Below are 20893 nucleotides of genomic sequence, written 5' to 3' on the forward strand. Positions count from 1 at the left end.
AAGACTCTCCATGAAAAAATACCTTTGCATCACGCTGCTTCTGGCCTGCGCCGCGCTCAGGGCCGGCGCCCAGGACGACTGGCGCATCGTGGCCACCGGCATCGATCCGGCGCGCTACCAAGGGGTCACGCTGGCCAATGGCATGATCGGCCTGGTGTCCTCGCCGGAGCCGATGAAGATCGGCGAGGTGGTCCTGAACGGCGCCTTCGACAATTACGGCCGCGGTCGGGTCGACAATATCCTCAAGGGCTTCAGTTTCATGAACCTCAGCCTGGATGTGGACGGCCAGCGCGTCGACGCCGCCCACGCCGCCAATTTGCGGCAGACGCTGGACATGCGGCGCGCCTTGCTGATCACCGAGTTCGACGTCGGCGACAAGCTGCACGTGCGGCACAGCATCGCGGCGCTGCGCCAGCTGCCCTACACGGCGCTGGCCACGGTGGAGATCACGGCGCGGCGCGACATCGCCGTCACGCCATCGGCCGCCATCGTCTCGCCCGATATCCTGCGTGAGGTCAGGAACCTGTACGCCCAGATAGACCGCCCGCACGCGCGCATTCCGCTGATGACCTCGGTGGGTAAGAGTCCGACCGGACGCCACAGCGTCGCCGCCGCCGTCAGCTTCATCTTTGAGCCGGGCGCCCAGCCCGAGCTGGTGCATGAGGATGTCGACTACAACAGCCACTTGACCAAGTTCAGCCAGAAGCTCAAGGCCGGCGCCAGCTTGCGCTTCTCGGTGGTCGGTTCGATGCTCAGCTCGGCCCACCTGGCGGACCCGCACAACGAGGCCGAACGCCTGACCATCTACGCCGCGCTGGAAGGGCGCGAGCGCCTGATGGCGGCCCACCTCAAGGCCTGGGAGGCGCTCTGGAGCGGCGACGTGATCATCGACGGCGACCCGCAAACCCAGCGCGACATGCGGCTGGCGCTGTACCACTTGTATTCGTTCGCGCGCGAGGGCACGGCGTTCAGCCTGTCGCCAATGGGCTTGTCGGGACTGGGCTATAACGGTCACGTGTTCTGGGACGCCGAACTGTGGATGCTGCCGCCGCTGCTGGCGCTGCATCCCGAAATGGCCAAATCGATGCTGGAGTACCGTTTTCAGCGCCTCGGCGCGGCGCGGGAGAACGCCCGCAACCACGGCTACAAGGGCGCCATGTTCCCGTGGGAGTCCGCCAGCGAGGGGCATGAGGTGACGCCGGTGTGGGCGCTGACCGGGCCGTTCCAGCAGCACGTCACCGGTTGCGTCGGCTGGGCTTTCTGGAAATACTACCAGGTCACGCATGATCAGCAATGGCTGCGCGAGCGCGGCTATCCGATGTTGAAGGAAGTGGCCGACTTCTGGGTCAGCCGGGTTGAGCGCAAGGGACCGGGCCGCTACGAAATCAACAATGTGATCGGCGCCAACGAATGGCAGGAGAACATCGACAACAACGCCTTCACCAACGGCATGGCCATCACCGTGCTGCGCTACGCCAGCCAGGCGGCGCGCGAACTCGGCATGACGCCGGACCCGGATTGGGAGCACGTCGCCGCCAACATCCCCATCCTGCAGTTCGCTGATGGCACCACGCGCGAGAACGCCAGCTATGACGGCGTGCCGATCAAACAGGCCGATGTGAACCTGCTGGCCTATCCGCTCGACATCGTCAGCGATCCGGCGCGCGTCGCCCGGGACCTGGCCTATTACGCGCCGCGCCTGGCGCCGGAGGGCCCGGCCATGGGGCAGTCCATCGTCGCCACCTTGCATGCGCGCGCCGGCCAGGCCGAGCAGGCATACGCCAGTTTCCAGCACAGCTACCAGGGATTGCGGGTGGCGCCATTTGGCGTGCTGGAGGAAGCGCCCGGCAGCCGCAACCCGTACTTCGCGACCGGCGCGGGCGGCACCTTGCAGGCTTTGCTGTTCGGGTTTGGCGGCTTGTATATTGACGACAGCGGCATCCATCAGCGCAAGACGCCATTGCCCAAGCGTTGGAGGAAGCTGGAAATCCGTGGCGTCGGCATCCGGCGCGCCACCCTGACGCTGCCTTAGGCCTCGCGCCGGACTGTTTTTATCACCCGACTTTGGAACCCATCAATGGAACAGATTCACCCGCTGCCCAGCACCGACGAACCAGTCCTGCGCTTTTCCCTGCCGGAAGGCCAGGTCGCCAATGAATTCTTGCGGGAAGGGCCGGTGGCGGCGCACTTGCTGCTGACCTCGGGTATGGAGCCGCGTTTGCTGGCCGCCTTCCCGGCCGGGAACAGCGCCACCGGACTGTGGTTCAAGCCGGATGCGGCGCCGCTGTCGTGGAGTGGCGCCGGGCAGCTGCAGGCGGTGCAAAGCCGCGACGGTCAGGGCCGGCCTTTGTACGGCGTCGGCGCCGACCTCGGCGCCGACCGCAACCGCCTGACGGTCAGCGCGGCGGTGCTGAGTTCCGCGCGCGTGCTGCGCGACTATCAGCACGATGGGCGGCTGCCGCTCGGCATGCACAACGCGGTGCACTTCAGCGCCGACAGCGTGCGCTGGTCGCGCGACCGGATCGATGGCTCGGTCGGCTACGCGATCGTGCTGCAAGTGCTGAACGGCAGCGTCAGCACCGACGCCCACGGCTGCATCATGCTGTGCGCGGCACCCGGTCAAACCCTGCGGCTGCGCCTGACCGCGCTGACCGGCGAGACGGCGTTGCGGCCGTTGCCGGCCGACCAACTGCTGCGCGCGCCCGAGGCCGGCGCCTGGCGGGCGCGCCAGAGCCTGGCCTTCCTCAGCTATCGCGACAAGCTGTTGGCGGGGTCTTGGCGCTTCAACACCTACTTCGGGCGCGATACGCTGATGTCGCTGTTGCTGCTGATGCCGGCGCTGACGCCGCAGGCCATCGAGGCCGGGCTGTTGTCGGTGCTGGGACGGCTCGATCCACAAGGCGCGGTGGCGCACGAGGAGGACATTGGCGAGTGGGCGCTCTTGCACGGTAGCGGCGGCGCGCCGGTGTACGACTACAAGATGGTCGACGACGATTTCATGCTGGCGCCGGCCGCCATGGCCTACCTGCTCGAGCACGCAGGCGCGCCGGAGGCCGCGCGGTGGCTGGCCGAACCCGGCGCGCTTGGCGAGCCGCACGGCGCCGCGCTGGCGCGCAACTTCCGCCGCGTGCGGCGGCTGGCCAGCGCCTATGCGCGGCAACCCGATGTGGCCAACCTGATTCACCTGAGGCCCGGCCAGCTGACCGGCGACTGGCGCGACAGCGCCGACGGTCTCGGCGGCGGTGTGGTGTCCTACAACGTCAACGCCATCCTGGTGCCGGCCGCGTTGCGTGCCATCGCCGCGCTGCAGGCCAGCGGCTTGTTGGCGCCGTATCTGGAGCCGGATGCGGCCGTGGGCACTCTGGCGCAACTGTGGGAGACCCGGGTGCCGGCGTATTTCGCGGTCCGGCGCGACGCCGCGGCGGTGCGCGACAACGTGCGCCGTTGCGCCGGGGAGCTGGGTGTCGATCCGGCGCCGGCGCTGGCCAGCCTGGACGACGAGGAACTGTGCTTCAGCGCCATCGCGCTGGACGCGCAACACCTGCCGGTGCCGGTGTTGCATTCCGACCTGGGCTTCGCCTTGCTGTTGCAGCAGCCGCCGGCGGATCTGATCGAGCGCGAACTGCGCGCCATCATGCGGCCGTTCCCGGCCGGCTTGATGACCGGGGTCGGCCTGGTGGTGGCCAATGGCGCCCACGCCGACGCGGCGCTGCGCGCCTTGTTCGGGCCGGACCGCTACCATGGCGCGGTGGTGTGGTCGTGGCAGCAGGCGCTGCTGGCGGCCGGGCTGGCGCGGCAACTGGCGCGCACCGATCTGCCGGCCGCCACCCGCGCTTTGCTGGCGGCCGCGCAGGACACCTTGTGGGCGGCGATCCAGGCGACGCAGGCGCAAAGCAACTCGGAACTGTGGTCGTGGACCTGGGAGGATGGCGAATACCGCATGCGGCCGTTCGGCCCCGGCGCCGCCACCGCCGACGAGGCCAACGCGGTGCAGTTGTGGAGCACCGTCTATCTGGCGGTTCAGCCGCCCGCGGCCGCTAGTACAATGTCCGCGTGATCCATCGGGAGACGAACCATGAACCAACCAGGCCAGCGCCCGCGCAACGCCGCGCGGCGCATCCTGCTGTGCGCCGCGCTGGCGGCGGCCTTGCCGACCTGGGCCGCCGAGCCGGTCACGGTGGCGGTGTGGGGCTCCTCGCCAGCCGAGGTCGCCGCTTTCGATCAAGCCGCCGCCGCCTTCACCGCCAGCACCGGCATCGCGGTACGCAAGCAGGTCATCGAAGACAAATACCAGGATGTGCTGAAATCGCGCTTCGCTGCCAGCAATCCGCCCGACGTGTTTTATCTGGACGCGTCCGAGGCGCCGGTGCTAATTGAAAGCGGCGTGCTGGAGCCGCTGGAACTGAGCGCGCCGGACCAGGCGGATTTCTATCCGCAGTTCCTGCAGGCCTTCCGCGGGCGCGACGGCAAGCTGTACGGCCTGCCCAAGGATTATTCGACCCTCGCGCTGTACCTGAACCCGCGCCTGCTCAAGCAGGCCGGCTATCGCCCCGACGACGTGCCACGCGACTTCAATGGCCTGATGCGCTTCGCCCAGGCCCTGCAGACCCGGCTGCCGCGCGGGGTGGCGGCGATGATTATCGACAAGGACTTGGCGCGCCATCTGGCGGCGCTGGAAACCTCGGGCCAGCCGCTGATCGGCGCCGATGGGCGCGCGCGCTTTACCGGCAATCCCGCGGCCTACGCCTACCTGAACCAACTGGTCAGCGGCCATGCGCTGAAATACCTCTTCTCGCCCAAGGATGACCTGGGCGCCGACTGGCCGGGGGCGGCTTTCGGCACCCAGCGCACCGTCATGATGATGGAGGGGAACTGGGTACAGCCCTCACTCAAGCATGACTATGGTGACGTGCCGTTCATCACGCGCGAGATGCCGACCGTGAACCAGCGTAAGCAAACCATGGCCTTCGTGGTCGGCTATGCGGTGCCGCGCGGCGCCAAGAACAAAGCCGCCGGACTGCGCTTCGCGCGCTACATGACCGGCCCTGGCATGCGGCTGTGGGCCAGCGCCTCCGGCACGCTGCCGACACGCCATAGCGTGGAGGCGGCGATGCGGATGCGCAGCGAGGCCGGACTGGCGGCCCACGTGAGTGGCGCCGTCTACGCCACGGTATGGTCGCGCGGCATCGAGCTGCCGATACTGAACACCAATTTCGGCAACCAGTTTCTGGCCGCGTTCAACGGCAGCAAATCGCTGCGGCAGGCGCTGGAAAAAGCCGAAGCCGTGTCCAACCGCGAAATCGAGCGTCAGCGATGAAGCGCGTCCGCTTGCCGCGCGGCGCGGCCATCAGCGCGTACGCCTTCCTGCTGCCGGCGCTGCTGGTGGTCGGCCTGTTCACGCTGGCGCCGATCGCGTATGCGTTGTTCGTCTCGGTGCAGAAGATGGATCTGGTGTCGGGCCGGCACACCTTTGTCGGCTTGCGCAATCTGGCGTATCTGGTCGAGGACGACAAGTTCTGGGCCGCCTGCCACAACACACTGGTCTACGTGGCGGTGGTGGTGCCGCTGCAAACGGTGCTGGCCATGGCGTTGGCTTGCGCCATCAACGGCAGGATCCGTTTCAAACGCAGCTACGTCACGCTGCTGTTCCTGCCGACGCTGACCTCATCGGCGGCGATGACCATGATCTTCATGTGGCTGTTCAATAACAACGGGGTGGTGGTGCTGTTCCTGCGGGAGCACTTTGGCATTGGCATCAATTTCCTTGGCGATCCGCATTGGGCCTTGGGCATCATCATGTTGATGAACGTGTTCTCGACGATTCCGCATTTCATGGTGGTGTTCCTGGCCGGCCTGCAGGAAATTCCAGGATCGCTCTACGAGGCCGCGTTGCTGGATGGCGCCGGCCCGTTCAGCCGGCACTGGGAAATCAGCGTGCCGCAGCTAATGCCGATCACCTGCTACGTGCTGACCATGGGGCTGATAGGCTGCTTTCAGGTGTTTGACCAAGCCTTCATTCTGTCCGGCGGCGAGGGCGGGCCGGAGAACGCCACGTTGACCTTCACTCTGCTGATTTACCACTTCGCCTTCAAGAACTACAACACCATGGGCCTGGCCTGCGCGCTGGCGATGGTGCTGACCATTATCATTTTCTGCGCGACGCTGATCCTGAACCGCTTTGTGCGCCCGGATGGGGTGAACCGATGAGGCGGCGTTCCTACGCCAACGGCGCGCTGTATCTTGTGTTGAGCGCCTATAGCCTGCTGACGCTGGCGCCGTTCATCTGGGCCGTCCTGACCTCGCTCAAGAGCGCGCGCGAGATCGCCGACGCCGACAGCATCTGGCCACAGGCGCCAACGCTGGCCGCCTACGAGACGATCCTGCATGGGCCGTTTTATCAATGGTTGTGGAATTCGTTCATGGTGGCGACGGCGGTGACGCTGCTCAACGTCCTGTTCAATACCATGGCGGGCTATGCGCTGGCGCGCTTCCGTTTTCGCGGACGCGGCCTGCTGTTCCAGACCCTGATGCTGCTGGTCATGGTGCCCAGCCAGGTGACCATGATCCCGGCGTACATGATCGTCGCGCGCATGGGGCTGGTCGACACCCATTTGTCGGTGATCCTGACCTCGGCGGTGTCGATCGCCTACATTTTCATGATGCGGCAGTTCTTCATCAACTTCCCGGTGGAGATCGAGGAGGCGGCGACGCTGGACGGCTCCGGGCCGCTGCATCGGTTCTTCCGCATCGTGCTGCCGATGGCCAAGCCGGCGCTGGCCACGCAGGCCATCTTTGTCTTCATGGGCATCTGGAACGAGTTCATGAAGCCCTTGCTGTTCATTTCCAGTGTCGACAATTATCTGCTGACGCAGGGGCTGAACGCGGTGGCCAAGCAGTATGCCAAGTCCTCGTCGTGGCACCTGATCATGGCCGGCTCGGTCATCTCGATCCTGCCGATCCTGATCATGTACGTTGCACTGAACCGGCGCTTCCTCAACATCAACGACCAGTCCAGCGGCATCAAGTAAAACGGAAACCCCATGACGCAAGTGAGCCTCCACCATATCGCGCTGGCCTACAACGGCCAGCACGTCCTGAACGACGTCAACCTGGACATCGCGCCGGGCGAGTTCTGCGTCTTCATCGGACCGTCCGGCTGCGGAAAGTCCAGCCTGCTGCGATTGATCGCGGGACTGGAGCCGGTCAGCGCCGGCACGCTGGCCATCGATGGCCAGACCATCAACGAGGTGCCGCCCGCCGAGCGCAACATCGCCATGGTGTTCCAGAGTTATGCGCTCTATCCGCACATGACGGTGTACGACAACATGGCGTTTGGCCTGACCCGGCAAAAGCTGCCGCGCGCGGAGATCGAACGCCGCGTGATGGATGCGGCGAGCATCCTGCAACTGGAACCGTTGTTGGCGCGCAAACCGGGCGCCTTGTCGGGCGGCCAGCGTCAGCGGGTTGCGATCGGCCGCGCCATCGTCAAAAAGCCCAAGGTATTCCTGTTTGACGAGCCGCTCTCCAATCTGGACGCGTCGCTGCGGGCACAGACGCGGCTGGAAATCGCCCGCCTGCACCGCGAACTCAATTCGGCCAGCATGATCTACGTCACGCACGACCAGGTGGAGGCGATGACACTGGCGGACAAGATCGTGCTGTTGCGTCCCGCCGCCGAGGCGCCGGGACAGTCCAACGTGGCGCAGATCGGCACGCCGCTGGCGCTGTATCACCAGCCGGCCAATCTGTTCGCGGCACGCTTTATCGGTACGCCGGCGATGAACTTTCTGGACGCCCGGCTGGCGGCGATCACCCCCGATGGCATCGACGTCATGTTGCAAGGGCGGGTCTGTGCGGTGGCTGTGGATGGCGACCAGTTGGCGCCCGATGCCGCGTTGACATTAGGCATCCGTCCCGAGCATATGGTGCTGGGGCAGGATGGGTGGCAAGGCCGGATTGTGCACATCGAGGCCCTGGGTGAGCATAGCTATGTGCATCTGGCGTGGGCCGACGGACAGCCCACCTTGATCGCCAAGACGCAGGAAGAGGGATTGCGGGTGGGCGATACGCTGGCGTTCTCGCTACCGGCCGCCGCGCTGCACGCGTTCCGCAGCGACGGCGTGGCCTTGCGGCGCTTGCAGTTCAGACCTTCGGCTTGAGGATGGGCGCGCGGCCTTTTTGCCGGGCTTGATAGGCCCATCCCAGCATGATGATGGCGCCAACGATCATCGGCAGCGACAAGACCTGGCCGGAGGTGATCGGCAAGCCCAGCACGGTGGTCTCCCAGTCCGGGGTCCGGAAGTATTCGGTGAAGAATCGCGCGCAGCCGTACAGCAAGGTGTAGAAGGCGCCCACCGCCAGCCGTGGCCGTTCCTTGCGAGCATACAGCCACAAAATCACGAACACGATCAGGCCATCCACAATCAGCTGGTACAGCGGCGACGGATGGCGCAGGCCTTGCAGGAACACCGGGTCTGGATGCAGCGGGTAGCGGATATCCGGCCACAGCATCGCCCACGGCAGCGATTGATCGCTGGCCACGCGTCCCGGCAGCTCGGCGTTGATGAAGTTACCCAGGCGGCCGGCCGCATAACCCAGCGGCACCAGCGGCGCGATGAAGTCGTACACGTCCAGCAGGTTGCGGCCCGCCTTGCGCGCCCAGATCGACATCGCCACCAGCACGCCGATAAAGCCGCCGTGGAAGGACATGCCGCCGTGCCAGACCTTGAAGATCTCGATCGGGTCGCTAAAGTATTTCGCCGGCTCGTAGAACAGCACTTCGCCCAGGCGGCCGCCGATGATCACGCCCATCATGCCGTAGAACAGCATGTCGTCCAGATCCTCCTTCTTCCACTGCTGCGCGGCGATGTGCGGCTGCTTGATGCGCACGCGGCCCAGCGCGATGAACATGGCAAACGCCAGCACGTACATCAGACCATACCAATGAATCGCGACTGGCCCCAGTTGCAGGGCGATGGGATCGGGCATCGGGTGTATCAGCATAGGGTGTTCTTTCGTAGGAGTTCCAAAAAGCCGTGCAGCACCGGCGAGCTGTTATCGCGCCGCCATGCGAGGCCGGTTTCGACCAGCGGCGTGGCGTTGCAAGGCGCCCGGTATTCTACCCCGGTCCGCATCAGGTTGGAGACGGACTGCGGCACCAGCGCCATGCCGATGCCGGCCGAGACCAGGCTGACGATGGTTTGCATCTGGATCGCCTCCTGCCCGATCTGCGGCGTGATGCCGGCCTCGCGGAATACGGACAGTATGGCGTCATGCAGCGCCGGCGCAATCGCACGCGGGAAGATGATCAGCGGCAGCGGCGGCAGGGCTGAGAGTTTCAGCTTGCCTTTCTTCTTTAGCGCCGGCAGGCCGGAGGGCAGGGCCAGCACCAGCGGCTCGTTCAGCACCGGCAGATAGTCGAGTTCCTGCCTGGCCTTGTCGGGCAGGGGCGGGATCAGCAGGCCGGCATCGATTCGGTTGTGCAGCAGGTCGTCCAGTTGCAGATCGGAGGTGGCTTCTTGCAGCGTGATCTGGACCTGCGGATAGGCGGCGCGGTAGGCGCGCAGGAAGGGCGGCAGCACGCTGTAATCGGCCGAGGAGACGAAGGCCAGCGTCAGCCGGCCCACTTCGCCGGCGGCGGCGCGCTGCACCAGTTGCGGCAGTTCCTGCGCCTGCGCCAGCAGCCGGCGCGCTTCCGGCAGCAGGGCCAGGCCAGCGGGCGTCAGGGCGACGCCGCGCCGGTTGCGCTCGAACAGGGCGGCGCCCAGTTCCTCTTCCAGCGCCTGGATGGTCTGCGACAGGGGGGGCTGAGTCATGTGCAGGCGCAGCGCGGCCTTGCCGAAGTGGAGTTCTTCGGCCACGGTGACGAAGTAGCGGAGCTGGCGCAGTTCCATATGGCTAACTATGTAATTTGAGTGCTGTGATATTTTATACGACTCACAGCAGCGGAAATCATATATTTGACACGCTGGCAGGGTAGTCGCACACTCTTAGGCTAGCCTTACCATTGGAGAAACATCATGCCGCAATACCGTTCCCGTACCACCACCCATGGCCGCAACATGGCCGGCGCCCGCGCCCTCTGGCGCGCCACCGGCATGAAGGATGGCGACTTCGATAAACCGATCGTCGCCGTGGTCAACTCGTTCACCCAGTTCGTGCCGGGCCACGTGCACCTGAAGGACCTGGGCCAGCTGGTGGCGCGCGAGATTGAAAAAGCGGGCGGCGTGGCGAAAGAATTCAACACCATCGCGGTCGATGACGGCATCGCCATGGGCCACGGCGGCATGCTGTACTCGCTGCCGTCGCGCGACCTGATCGCCGACTCGGTCGAGTACATGGTCAACGCGCACTGCGCCGACGCCATGGTGTGCATCTCCAACTGCGACAAGATCACGCCGGGCATGCTGATGGCTGCCATGCGCCTGAACATCCCGGTGGTGTTCGTGTCGGGCGGCCCGATGGAGGCGGGCAAGGTGGTCAAGGTGGTCAACGGCGGCCAGAAAGTCATCAAGCTGGATCTGGTGGACGCCATGATCAAGGCCGGCGACACCACCGTCAGCGACGCCGACGTGGCCGAGATCGAGCGCTCCGCCTGCCCGACCTGCGGTTCGTGCTCCGGCATGTTCACCGCCAACTCGATGAACTGCCTGACCGAGGCGCTGGGCCTGTCGCTGCCGGGTAACGGCACCATCGTGGCGACGCATTCGGACCGCGAACAGCTGTTCCTGCGCGCCGGCCGCCTGATCGTGGAACTGGCCAAGCGCCACTACGAGCAGGACGACTACACCATCCTGCCGCGCTCCATCGCCACCAAGGCCACCTGGGAAAACGCCATGGCGCTGGACGTGTCCATGGGCGGCTCGACCAACACCGTGCTGCACTTGCTGGCCGCGGCGCAGGAAGCAGGCGTGGACTTCACCATGGCCGATATCGACCGCATCTCGCGCAAGGTGCCATGCCTGTGCAAGGTGGCGCCGATGACGGACAAGTTCCACATCGAGGACGTGCACCGCGCCGGCGGCATCATCGCGATTCTGGGCGAACTGGCGCGCGCCGGTCTGCTGGATACGTCGCGCCCAACCATTCATGCGCCGACCCTGGCTGAAGCCATTGAGCGCAACGACATCAAGCGCAGCGACGATCCCGCTGTGCACCAGCTGTTCCGCGCGGCGCCGGGTGGCGTGCCGACGCAGGTGGCGTTCTCGCAATCGGAGCGCTACGAGGCGCTGGATCTGGACCGCAGCGCCGGCTGCATCCGCGACCTGGAGCACGCGTATTCCAAGGACGGAGGCCTGGCGGTCTTGTACGGCAACCTGGCGGAGAAGGGCTGCATTGTTAAAACCGCCGGCGTGGATGAGAGCATCCTGAAGTTCAGCGGCAAGGCGCGTGTGTTTGAGTCGCAGGACGCGGCGGTTGAAGCCATCCTTGGCGATACCGTGCATGCTGGCGATGTGGTCATCATTCGCTACGAAGGTCCGAAAGGCGGTCCGGGCATGCAGGAGATGCTGTATCCAACTTCGTACATCAAATCCAAGGGCCTGGGCAAGGCGTGCGCGCTGTTCACGGATGGCCGTTTCTCGGGCGGTTCGTCAGGCCTGGTGATTGGTCATGCTTCGCCGGAAGCGGCGGAAGGCGGCGCCATCGGCCTGGTGGAAGAGGGCGATATGATCGATATCGATATTCCGAACCGTACCATCGGCCTGCGCATCAGCGACGAGGAACTGGCGGCGCGTCGCGCGGCCATGGAAGCCAAGGGCGCCGATGCATGGAAGCCGGTGAACCGTGATCGTTATGTGTCGCAGGCGCTGCAGGCTTATGCGGCGCTGACCACCTCCGCCGACCGCGGCGCGGTGCGCGACCTGTCGCAGCTGCGGAAGTAACCCGCGTCGTCCCGGCGAAAGCCGGGACCCATACTGAGCATGCGCGCATACGTTCTATGGATTCCGGCTTTCGCCGGAATGACAATCATTTTTTGTCGAAGGTCTTGTTGACGCGTTCCTTGCGGCGCTTCTCGTCTTCATTGTGGGCTTTGCGCTTGTCAAAGCCCAGCATCGGCTCCAGGAACTCAAACCACAGGAATGCAATCACCATCAGGGCGCCAATGGCCCACCAGGATAGTTCGGCAAACTTCCACACTTCAAAGTAGCGCAACGCAACCAGAGCGACGATCAATAGGATCAGTGGCATGATTTCCTCCTCTACCCTCCATCTTACAAGCAATAATCCAGTTTAAGTCAACGTTTACTTGCCTTAAGCGTTAAATGCATCAAGGCAAAACGCGGTAGAATGGCCAGCGGAATTTAGTAGCAATCACCTGGAGAACACAATGAAACGACATTTGATGATGGTTGGAGTAGTACTGGCGTCGGCCTTCGCTTCGCAGGCCGCCATGGCGGATGCTGGCCTGGACCTGGCCAAGGCCAAGAATTGCATGGCCTGCCACGCGGTTGCCACCAAGCTGGTCGGCCCTGCTTACAAGGACGTTGCCGCTAAATACGCCGGCCAGAAGGACGCGGAAGCCAAACTGGTCACCAAAGTGATCAAGGGCGGTTCCGGCACCTGGGGCGCGATCCCGATGCCGGCCAATCCGCAGGTGAACGAGGCGGAAGCCAAGACCCTGGTGAAATGGGTCCTGTCCCAGAAATGATGATGTAAAAAAGCCCATCCGCACTGAGCGCGATCTTGAGCGCGTTCAGGCTGATGGGCGCTTCCCCGTAGGGGAATCTTCTTAGTGAATCACTTCGATCTTGGTTTTCTTGCCATCAGTGTAAGTGAACAAGGTCAGCGCGCCATCCTTGATGTCGCCCTTGTCATCGAACGTAATCAGGCCGGTCACGCCCTGATATTTGATCTTCTGCAGGAACGGCAGGTACTTGGCCGGCTGCGCCGAGTTGGCTTGCTGCATGGCGGTGGCCATGGTCATGACCGCGTCGTACACATACGGCGAATAGATCTGCACGTCGGCGTTGTACTTCTTCTTGTAGCGCGCCACGAAATCATCCATGCCTTTTTGCTGCTCGGCCGTGACGCCGCCGGCTTCCGCGCAGGTGACCACGCCATTGGCCGCCGCAGCGCCAGCCAGCTTCGGCAGCGATTCGGTGCAGATGCCGTCACCGCCCATGTACTTGGCGTTGATGCCCAGCGCCTTCATCTGGCGCAGCAGCGGGCCGCCAACCGAGTCCATGCCGCCGAAGAACACCAGGTCAGGATTCTTGGCCTTGATCTTGGTCAGGATGGCGTTGAAGTCGGTGGCCTTGTCGTTGGTGAATTCCTTGGTGAACTCGACGTTGGGACCGGCTTTCTTGGCGGCCTTGATGAACTCATCGGCCACGCCCTGGCCGTAGGCGGTGCGGTCGTCGATCACGGCGATCTTTTTCGCGCCCAGCTTGGTGATGGCGTAGTTGCCCAGCGAGCCGCCCAGCTTGGCGTCATTGGCCACTACGCGGAAGGCCGACTTGAAGCCTTGCTGGGTGTATTTGGTCTGGGTGGTGGCCGGCGAGATTTGCGGGATGCCGGCGTCGTGGTAAATCTTGGAGGCGGGGATGGAAGTGCCGGAGTTCAGGTGGCCGATCACGCCGTTGACCTTGGCGTCGACCAGCTTCTGCGCGACCGCCGTGCCCTGTTTGGGATCGCTGCCGTCGTCTTCCAGCTGCAGCACGAACTTGACGGGTTTGCCGTCGATCTTGATGCCTTTGGCGTTCAAGTCCTCGACCGCCATCTTGGCGCCGTTTTCATTGTCCTTGCCGAGGTGGGCGGATGGACCGGAGACTGGACCGACGTGACCGATCTTGATCACTTCTTGCGCGCCCGCGCTGCCGGCGAAAGCCAGGGCGATGGCGAGAGGAATGAATTTGAACTGCATGTGCAATCTCCAAAGTTGTATGCAAGGCCACAAGGTACAACAAATTTTTCGCGGCGCAAAGCGTTCAACGGGAGGTTTTGACCTTTTTTGGAGCGCTTCCCTGATTTGATGCAAGGATGCTTCGGGGAGGTGCGGTCCGTGCACCACAGTGGATGCGCGGACCGGTGGGACGGGCTTACTTTTTCTGCGCTTGCAGATGGGTCAGTTCCTGCGCGACGGCGCGCGAGACGATCTTCTCGATGGTGTCGTGCAGGCCGATGCGGATCTCGTTGGTCAGGTCATGCAAGGCGTGGCTGAGCACCTCGGCCATGCTGTCCTTGATGCGCTGCTCCAGCACGAAATCCACGCGCGACTGCAGCTGGTGCATGATGCGCACCGACAGGCGATGTTCCATCATCGCCCATTCGGCCTCGGTCCAGCCGTCAATCGCGGCGGCTTCCAGTTGCGCGGCGGCCGAGGGCGGCTGCGGCGCGGCGGGGGCTGCCGAATCGTCGCTCAGCGGCTCCGCTTTCAGTACTTCCGTCAATACAGGGATACTTGCGTCAAACGATGCTTGGCTCATGATTTTCCTGCGACAAAGTGGGTAAGTGGATAGTCTTGCTGCTTGTATGCGACATAACGCTTGCGGCCGGCGGCCGCATCCTCCTCTTGCGAGGAAATCACTTCGATCATGCGCGCGAACCGCGTCACATTGCGTGGCGCGCGGCGCGACAAATTGACCAATAATTCTTTGTGCGTGTGTGGTAATTCCGCCTCATCGTTGTCCGTCAACAGGATCGGCGTGTGCGCGGCCAGCGCATCGTCCGCCAATACGTGCGGCAGGAAGTCGGTGGCGGAAAATGTCCACATCGCCGCGTTAAGTTCCGCCAGCTGCACCGCATCGTCGGTCATCAGCACCACGCGGTTGTTGGCGGCCCAGGCCTTGCGCACGAGGCGGCAGGCGTAGGCTACTTTGTCCGGCACATTGGTGTGGAAGTCGATGCGTGTCATGGTAAATCCAGTGTATGCGAAATCGCCGCAAGCCGCTGGCACCGAGTTTGCTACCGTGCGGCTTGCGTGATGGGGAAGATTGTTAATCGTTACGCGGCCATGCCGCTGTGACGTAACAGTGCGTCGATGCTCGGCTCGCGGCCGCGGAAGGCGGTGAACGATTCCAGCGCCGGGCGCGAACCGCCGACCGACAGGATTTCGGCCAGATAGCGCTTGCCGGTCTCCGACACGGCGGCCGGGCCCAGCTTCTGCGCTTCCTCGAACGCGGCGTAGGCGTCGGCGGACAAGACTTCCGCCCACTTGTAGCTGTAGTAGCCGGCCGCGTAGCCGCCGGCGAAGATGTGGCCGAAGGAGTTCTGGAAGCGGTTGAACGCCGGCGGTATCACCAGAGCGAACTTGCTGCGCACCTCGTCGATCACCTGCTGCACGGTCTTGCCGGTGCTGGCGTCGTAGTCGTAGTGCAGGTGCATGTCCAACAGCGAGAACTCGACCTGGCGCAGCGTTTGCAGGCCGGACTGGAAGTTCTTGGCGGCCAGCATCTTGTCGTACAGCGCGCGCGGCAGCGGCTCGCCGGTGACGGCGTGCGCGGTCATGTGTTCCAGCACTTCCCATTCCCAGCAGAAGTTTTCCATGAACTGCGATGGCAGTTCCACCGCATCCCACTCTACGCCGGAGATGCCGGACACGCCCAGCTCGTCCACCTGCGTCAGCATGTGGTGCAGGCCGTGGCCGAATTCGTGGAACAGCGTGATCACCTCATCGTGGGTGAACAGCGATGGCTTGGTGACGCCGTCTTCCACCGCCGGCTCGGTGAAGTTGCAGGTGAGGTAGGCGACCGGCGTTTGCACCTTGGTGGCGTCGGCGCGGCGGCCGCGGGCATCGTCCATCCAGGCGCCGCCGGACTTGCCGGCGCGCGCGTACAGGTCGAGGTAGAACTGGCCGATCAGCTTGCCGTCGCGTTCGATGCGGAAGAAGCGCACGTCCTTGTGCCACACCGGCGCCTGGTCCGGCTTGATCTCGACATTGAACAGGTTCTGGATCTGGCGGAACAGGCCGTCGATCACTTTGTGTTCAGGGAAGTACTGCTTCACTTCCTGCGCCGAGAAGGCGTAGCGCGCTTCCTGCAGCTTCTCGGAAGCGTAGGGGATGTCCCAGGCCTTGAGGTCGTCGATGCCGAGCTCTTCCTTGGCGAACTGCTTCAGTTCGGCCAGGTCTTTTTCCGCGAACGGACGGGCGCGCTTGGCGAGGTCCTCCAGGAAGGCGATCACCTCGTCCGGCGACTTGGCCATCTTCGGCACCAGCGAGACTTCGGCGAAGTTCTTGTAGCCCAGCAGGTGCGCCTCTTCCTCGCGCAGCTTCAGCAGGGTGACGATGTTCTGGGTGTTGTCCCACTCATCCTTCTTGCTGAAGACCTCGCCTTGCTCGGACGCCTTGGTGGCGTTGGCGCGGTAGATCGTCTCGCGCAGTTCGCGTTTGTCGGCAAATTGCAGGATGGGGTAGTAGGACGGGAAATGCAGCGAGAATTCCCAGCCTTGTTTCCCGGATTTCTCGGCGGCGGCGCGGGCGGCGGCCTTGACGTCCTCCGGCAGGCCGGCCAGGTCGGCTTCGTCGGTCACCAGCAGCTTGTAGTCGTTGGTGGCGTCCAGCACGTTTTCGGAGAAGCGGGTCGAGGTTTTGGTGTGCTCTTCCTGGATCTCGGCGAAGCGGGCCTTTTTATCTTCCGGCAGTTCGGCGCCGCCCATGCGGAAATCGCGGATGGCGTTTTCAATGATGCGCTTGCGGGCTGGGCTCAGCGTGGCGAACTCGGGCGAGGCGCGCAGCGCTTTGTATTTTGCGAACAGGGCTTCGTTCTGGCCCAGCTCGGTCCAGAATTCGGTCACTTTCGGTTGGTTCTCGTTGTAGACGGCGCGCAGCTCCGGCGTGTCCACCACGTTGTTGAGATGACTGACGATGCCCCAGGCGCGGCCCAGCAGTTCGGTGGCGTTTTCCAGCGGGGTGACGAAGCTGTCCCAGCTCACCGTATCCGAAGGCGCTTGCAGCTGCTCGACCACGGCGCGGCTCTTGGCCAGCAGCTCGTCGATGGCAGGGGTGACGTGCTCCGGTTTGATGGCGTCAAAACGCGGCAGGCCGCTGAAGTCGAGCAGGGGATTTTGGTTGTCAGTCATATTCGTTCCAATAAATTCAGCGTCGTCCCGGCGAACGCCGGGACCCATGCTGAGCATGCGTTCTATGGGCACCGGCCTTCGCCGGTGCGACGGATTACACGCGTTCGGCCGCTTCCACCGTGTTCATCAGCAGCATGGTGATGGTCATCGGACCCACACCACCCGGCACAGGCGTGATGTGCGATGCCACTTCCTTGATGCCGTCGAAATCGACGTCGCCGCACAGCTTGCCCTCATCATTACGGTTGATGCCGACGTCGATCACGATCGCGCCCGGCTTCACCATATCAGCAGTCAGCGTGTTGCGGCGGCCGGTTGCGGCCACGACCACGTCGGCCTGGCGCGTGTACACGCCAATATCCGGGGTCGCGCTATGGCAGATGGTGACGGTGGCGTTGGCTTGCAAGAGCAACAGCGCCATCGGCTTGCCGACCGTGTTGGAACGGCCGATCACCACCGCATGCTTGCCGCGCAGATCCACGCCGGTGCTTTCGATCAGCTTCATGCAGCCGTACGGGGTGCATGGGCGGAAGCCTTCCAGGCCAGTCATCAGTTCGCCGGCGCTCAGCACGGCGTAGCCGTCCACGTCCTTCTTGACCGAAATCGCTTCAATCACTTTGTGGGCATTGATGTGCTTGGGCAGCGGCATCTGCACCAGAATGCCGTGGATCTTCGGATCGGCGTTCAGCGCGGCGATGCGGTCCAACAGGGCGGCCTCGCTCAGGTCGGCCGGGTATTCTTCTTTCAGCGAGTAGAAGCCCGCGTCCTCGCAAGCCTTGACCTTGTTGCGCACGTAGACGTGGCTGGCCGGGTCGTCGCCGACAATGATCACCGCCAGGCCGGGCTGTTTGCCCTGGGCGGCGAGGGTTGCGGCACGTGCAGCAATTTCCGCACGCAGTTTTTTGGAGAGGGCGACGCCGTCGATCAGTTGAGCAGTCATGATTTACACATGGTGGTAGAGGGAAAGCAGGATTATAAGGCCGCAGGGCGCATCCCGCCTCGTTTTTGACGGCTGGCGCATGCTGCACCGCACAAGGTTTTCATAGGGAAATTTCATAATATAAAATGGCTTATCGTAATTTGAAAAAGCCCAAAATGACTGCTAGAATCCCCACACGTCATTGAAGTATTAGTAAATAATCAGCGAACTCTCAACTCTGGAGACTTAATACATGTCAGCTCAACTTGACCAGGTAACGGCAAACACCGACCCTGATTCGCAAGAAACCAAAGAATGGTTGGATTCCCTGGCCGCAGTGCTGGAACAAGAGGGCCCTGACCGTGCTCACTACCTGTTGGAGCGTTTGATTGATCTGGCGCGCCAGAGCGGTTCCGATATTCCGTTCTCCGCCAATACCGCATACGTCAATACCATTCCTGCCGACCAGGAGCAACGCTGCCCTGGCAATCTGGAATACGAAGAAAAACTGCGTTCGTGGATGCGCTGGAACGCCATGGCGATGGTCGTCAAGGCCAACCGCTTCGACGGCGACCTCGGTGGCCACCTGTCCTCGTTCGCCTCGCTGGCCAACATGCTGGGCATCGGCTTCAACCACTTCTGGAAAGCGCCGAGCGAAAACCACGGCGGCGACCTGCTGTACATCCAGGGCCACTCGTCGCCCGGCGTGTACGCGCGCGCCTTCCTGGAAGGCCGCCTGACCGAAGACCAACTGCTGCACTTCCGCCGCGAAGTGGACGGCAAGGGTCTGTCGTCGTACCCGCACCCGAAACTGATGCCGAACTTCTGGCAGTTCCCGACCGTGTCCATGGGCCTGGGCCCGCTGATGGCCATTTATCAGGCACGCTTCCTGAAGTACCTGCACGCGCGCTCGATCGCCGACACCACCGACCGTAAAGTCTGGGCCTTCTGCGGCGACGGCGAGATGGACGAGCCGGAATCGCTGGGCGCGATCGGCATGGCCGCGCGCGAAAAGCTGGACAACCTGGTCATCGTGGTCAACTGCAACCTGCAGCGCCTGGACGGCCCTGTGCGCGGCAACGGCAAGATCATCCAGGAACTGGAAGGCGAATTCCGTGGTGCTGGCTGGAACGTGGTCAAAGTCATCTGGGGCCCGGGCTGGGACGCCCTGCTGAAGAAGGACAAGGACGGCATCCTGCGCAAAGTAATGATGGAAACCGTCGACGGCGAATACCAGAACTACAAGGCCAAAGACGGCGCCTACGTGCGCAAGCACTTCTTCGGCAAGCATCCAAAGCTGCTGGAGATGGTCGCCAACATGACCGACGACGACATCTGGCGCCTGACCCGCGGCGGCCACGATCCGCACAAGATCTACGCCGCCTTCAAGGTCGCGCAGGAACACAAGGGCCAACCGACCGTCCTGCTGGTGAAAACCATCAAGGGCTTCGGCATGGGCAAGCACGGCGAAGCACGCAACACCGCGCACAACACCAAGAAGCTGACCGACGAAGCCGTGCGCGAAATGCGCGACCGCTACTCGATCCCTATCCCGGACGACAAGCTGGCCGACATCCCGTTCTACAAGCCAGCCGATGACGCGCCTGAAATCAAGTACCTGCACGAGCGCCGCGCCGCGCTGGGCGGCTACCTGCCGGCCCGCCGTCAGCAAGCCGACGAAAAACTGACCGTGCCGCCACTGTCGGCATTCCAGAACGTGCTGGAAGCGACCGCCGAAGGCCGCGAAGTGTCGTCGACCCAGGCTTACGTGCGTATCCTGACCACGCTGCTGAAAGACCCTAGCGTCGGTCCTCGCATCGTGCCGGTGCTGGTGGATGAATCGCGTACCTTTGGTATGGAAGGCCTGTTCCGTCAGGTGGGCATCTTCAACCAGCAAGGCCAGTTGTACGAGCCGGTCGACAAGGACCAGGTGATGTACTACCGCGAAGACAAAGCGGGCCAGATCCTGCAAGAGGGTATCAACGAAGCCGGCGGCATGAGCTCGTGGATCGCCGCGGCGACCTCGTACTCGACCAACAACCGCGTGATGGTGCCGTTCTACACCTACTACTCGATGTTCGGCATGCAGCGTATCGGTGACCTGGTCTGGGCCGCCGCCGACATGCGCGCCCGTGGCTTCCTGATGGGCGGCACCGCCGGCCGTACCACGCTGAACGGCGAAGGCCTGCAGCACGAAGACGGTCATAGCCACCTGTTCGCCGCCGCTGTGCCGAACTGCATGCCGTACGACCCGACCTTCGGCTACGAGCTGGCTGTGATCATCCAGGACGGCATGCGCCGCATGGTGGAAGAACAGGAAGACGTGTTCTACTACATCACCATCATGAACGAGAACTACTCCCACCCAGGCATCAAGCCGGGCCAGGAAGAGGGCATCCTGAAGGGCATGTACCTGCTGCAGGAGGGCGACAAGAAAGCCAAGCAGCGCGTGCAGCTGATCGGTTCGGGCACCATCCTGCGCGAGTCGATCTTCGCTCAGGAACTGCTGCTGAACGACTGGGGCATCGCTGCCGACGTGTGGTCCGCTCCGTCGCTGACCCTGGTGGCGCGCGACGGTCAGGACGCCGAGCGTTGGAACCTGGTCAATCCTACCCAGCCACAGCGCGTGCCTTACGTCGCTCAGCTGCTGAATGATACCCAGGGCCCGATCGTGGCGACCACCGACTACATGCGTGCGTTTGCTGAACAGATCCGCGCCTTCATTCCGAAGGACCGCACCTACCGCGTGCTGGGCACCGATGGTTTCGGCCGCTCGGACAGCCGCGCCAAGCTGCGTGAGTTCTTCGAAGTGAACCGCTACTACATCACCGTCGCCGCGCTGAAATCGCTGGCCGAAGAAGGCAAGATCGACGTGAAAGTGGTTGAGCAGGCCGTGGTCAAGTACAACCTCGATCCGAACAAACCAAATCCGGTGACCCAATAATTAGAACGGAG

The 20893-nt window shown here is 63.5% G+C and carries 17 protein-coding genes; 9 read left to right on the plus strand and 8 right to left on the minus strand.

The genetic code is table 11. The annotated features are described in order from the left end of the window. Positions 1-10 precede the first annotated feature (10 nt). The 6 genes from FHW83_RS05340 to FHW83_RS05365 are packed head-to-tail and all read left to right on the plus strand — an operon-like array spanning position 11 to position 8159. Positions 11-2032, plus strand: coding sequence for a glycoside hydrolase family 65 protein (locus FHW83_RS05340; protein ID WP_176645315.1), 2022 nt, complete (start codon positions 11-13; stop codon positions 2030-2032). 45 nt (positions 2033-2077) lie between these two features. Next, the gene (locus tag FHW83_RS05345; RefSeq protein WP_176645316.1) at positions 2078-4057 is read left to right on the plus strand and encodes a hypothetical protein; all 1980 of its coding nucleotides are present in this window, start codon (positions 2078-2080) and stop codon (positions 4055-4057) included. Between the two features lie 18 nt (positions 4058-4075). Beyond that, complete coding sequence (locus FHW83_RS05350; RefSeq protein WP_176645317.1) at positions 4076-5317, plus strand: extracellular solute-binding protein; 1242 nt, start codon at positions 4076-4078, stop codon at positions 5315-5317. Next, on the plus strand, positions 5314-6207 hold the full coding sequence (locus tag FHW83_RS05355; protein ID WP_176645318.1) for a carbohydrate ABC transporter permease: 894 nt from the start codon (positions 5314-5316) through the stop codon (positions 6205-6207). The genes FHW83_RS05350 and FHW83_RS05355 overlap by 4 nt, the downstream gene beginning before the upstream one ends. Continuing rightward, positions 6204-7028: a carbohydrate ABC transporter permease gene (locus FHW83_RS05360; protein ID WP_176645319.1), complete on the plus strand. Its 825-nt coding sequence runs from the start codon at positions 6204-6206 to the stop codon at positions 7026-7028. Before FHW83_RS05355 ends, FHW83_RS05360 begins: the two co-directional genes overlap by 4 nt. 12 nt (positions 7029-7040) lie before the next feature. Further along, positions 7041-8159, plus strand: coding sequence for an ABC transporter ATP-binding protein (locus FHW83_RS05365; RefSeq protein ID WP_176645320.1), 1119 nt, complete (start codon positions 7041-7043; stop codon positions 8157-8159). Here the strand turns inward: FHW83_RS05365 and lgt are convergent. After that, positions 8143-9003: a prolipoprotein diacylglyceryl transferase gene (gene lgt, locus FHW83_RS05370; protein WP_176645321.1), complete on the minus strand. Its 861-nt coding sequence runs from the start codon at positions 9001-9003 to the stop codon at positions 8143-8145. The two genes, FHW83_RS05365 and lgt, sit on opposite strands and share 17 nt — an antisense overlap. After that, positions 8997-9893: a LysR family transcriptional regulator gene (locus FHW83_RS05375; protein ID WP_176645322.1), complete on the minus strand. Its 897-nt coding sequence runs from the start codon at positions 9891-9893 to the stop codon at positions 8997-8999. Before FHW83_RS05375 ends, lgt begins: the two co-directional genes overlap by 7 nt. Positions 9894-10019: 126 nt before the next feature. Here FHW83_RS05375 and ilvD point away from each other — a divergent pair, with 126 nt between their 5' ends. Then, positions 10020-11882: a dihydroxy-acid dehydratase gene (gene ilvD / locus FHW83_RS05380; protein ID WP_176645323.1), complete on the plus strand. Its 1863-nt coding sequence runs from the start codon at positions 10020-10022 to the stop codon at positions 11880-11882. 85 nt (positions 11883-11967) lie between these two features. On the opposite strand, the gene FHW83_RS05385 is transcribed toward ilvD, so the two are convergent. Then, entirely contained in the window at positions 11968-12189 is a 222-nt protein-coding gene (locus FHW83_RS05385; protein WP_176645324.1) for a TIGR04438 family Trp-rich protein, read from the minus strand. Between the two features lie 139 nt (positions 12190-12328). On the opposite strand from FHW83_RS05385, the gene FHW83_RS05390 reads away from it, so the two are divergent. Continuing rightward, the gene (locus FHW83_RS05390) at positions 12329-12649 is read left to right on the plus strand and encodes a c-type cytochrome (RefSeq protein WP_176645325.1); all 321 of its coding nucleotides are present in this window, start codon (positions 12329-12331) and stop codon (positions 12647-12649) included. A gap of 81 nt (positions 12650-12730) precedes the next feature. On the opposite strand, the gene FHW83_RS05395 is transcribed toward FHW83_RS05390, so the two are convergent. From FHW83_RS05395 to folD, 5 genes are all read right to left on the minus strand, one after another. After that, the gene (locus FHW83_RS05395; protein ID WP_176645326.1) at positions 12731-13864 is read right to left on the minus strand and encodes a branched-chain amino acid ABC transporter substrate-binding protein; all 1134 of its coding nucleotides are present in this window, start codon (positions 13862-13864) and stop codon (positions 12731-12733) included. 175 nt (positions 13865-14039) lie between these two features. Continuing rightward, positions 14040-14426: a hypothetical protein gene (locus FHW83_RS05400; protein ID WP_176645327.1), complete on the minus strand. Its 387-nt coding sequence runs from the start codon at positions 14424-14426 to the stop codon at positions 14040-14042. Continuing rightward, positions 14423-14854, minus strand: a complete 432-nt coding sequence (locus FHW83_RS05405) for a DNA polymerase III subunit chi (RefSeq protein WP_176645328.1) — start codon at positions 14852-14854, stop codon at positions 14423-14425. The genes FHW83_RS05400 and FHW83_RS05405 overlap by 4 nt, the downstream gene beginning before the upstream one ends. Positions 14855-14943: 89 nt before the next feature. After that, positions 14944-17019 (minus strand): M3 family metallopeptidase, encoded by a 2076-nt coding sequence (locus FHW83_RS05410; protein ID WP_176645329.1) that lies wholly within the window; start codon positions 17017-17019, stop codon positions 14944-14946. 94 nt (positions 17020-17113) lie between these two features. Continuing rightward, the gene (folD, locus tag FHW83_RS05415; RefSeq protein WP_176645330.1) at positions 17114-17959 is read right to left on the minus strand and encodes a bifunctional methylenetetrahydrofolate dehydrogenase/methenyltetrahydrofolate cyclohydrolase FolD; all 846 of its coding nucleotides are present in this window, start codon (positions 17957-17959) and stop codon (positions 17114-17116) included. A gap of 232 nt (positions 17960-18191) precedes the next feature. Between folD and aceE the strand changes: the two genes are divergently transcribed. After that, positions 18192-20882, plus strand: coding sequence for a pyruvate dehydrogenase (acetyl-transferring), homodimeric type (aceE, locus tag FHW83_RS05420; protein ID WP_176645331.1), 2691 nt, complete (start codon positions 18192-18194; stop codon positions 20880-20882). The last annotated feature ends 11 nt before the right edge of the window (positions 20883-20893 follow it).

The sequence above is a fragment of the Duganella sp. SG902 genome (assembly GCF_013376005.1).
In the GTDB taxonomy this organism is placed as follows: Bacteria; Pseudomonadota; Gammaproteobacteria; order Burkholderiales; family Burkholderiaceae_D; genus Rugamonas.

Bases quoted from the DNA above. Each gene is read 5' to 3' on its own strand.
- FHW83_RS05340 (WP_176645315.1), top strand. From the start codon at position 11: ATGAAAAAATACCTTTGCATCACGCTGCTTCTGGCCTGCGCCGCGCTC.
- FHW83_RS05345 (WP_176645316.1), top strand. From the start codon at position 2,078: ATGGAACAGATTCACCCGCTGCCCAGCACCGACGAACCAGTCCTGCGC.
- FHW83_RS05350 (WP_176645317.1), top strand. From the start codon at position 4,076: ATGAACCAACCAGGCCAGCGCCCGCGCAACGCCGCGCGGCGCATCCTG.
- FHW83_RS05355 (WP_176645318.1), top strand. From the start codon at position 5,314: ATGAAGCGCGTCCGCTTGCCGCGCGGCGCGGCCATCAGCGCGTACGCC.
- FHW83_RS05360 (WP_176645319.1), top strand. From the start codon at position 6,204: ATGAGGCGGCGTTCCTACGCCAACGGCGCGCTGTATCTTGTGTTGAGC.
- FHW83_RS05365 (WP_176645320.1), top strand. From the start codon at position 7,041: ATGACGCAAGTGAGCCTCCACCATATCGCGCTGGCCTACAACGGCCAG.
- lgt (WP_176645321.1), bottom strand. From the start codon at position 9,003: ATGCTGATACACCCGATGCCCGATCCCATCGCCCTGCAACTGGGGCCA.
- FHW83_RS05375 (WP_176645322.1), bottom strand. From the start codon at position 9,893: ATGGAACTGCGCCAGCTCCGCTACTTCGTCACCGTGGCCGAAGAACTC.
- ilvD (WP_176645323.1), top strand. From the start codon at position 10,020: ATGCCGCAATACCGTTCCCGTACCACCACCCATGGCCGCAACATGGCC.
- FHW83_RS05385 (WP_176645324.1), bottom strand. From the start codon at position 12,189: ATGCCACTGATCCTATTGATCGTCGCTCTGGTTGCGTTGCGCTACTTT.
- FHW83_RS05390 (WP_176645325.1), top strand. From the start codon at position 12,329: ATGAAACGACATTTGATGATGGTTGGAGTAGTACTGGCGTCGGCCTTC.
- FHW83_RS05395 (WP_176645326.1), bottom strand. From the start codon at position 13,864: ATGCAGTTCAAATTCATTCCTCTCGCCATCGCCCTGGCTTTCGCCGGC.
- FHW83_RS05400 (WP_176645327.1), bottom strand. From the start codon at position 14,426: ATGAGCCAAGCATCGTTTGACGCAAGTATCCCTGTATTGACGGAAGTA.
- FHW83_RS05405 (WP_176645328.1), bottom strand. From the start codon at position 14,854: ATGACACGCATCGACTTCCACACCAATGTGCCGGACAAAGTAGCCTAC.
- FHW83_RS05410 (WP_176645329.1), bottom strand. From the start codon at position 17,019: ATGACTGACAACCAAAATCCCCTGCTCGACTTCAGCGGCCTGCCGCGT.
- folD (WP_176645330.1), bottom strand. From the start codon at position 17,959: ATGACTGCTCAACTGATCGACGGCGTCGCCCTCTCCAAAAAACTGCGT.
- aceE (WP_176645331.1), top strand. From the start codon at position 18,192: ATGTCAGCTCAACTTGACCAGGTAACGGCAAACACCGACCCTGATTCG.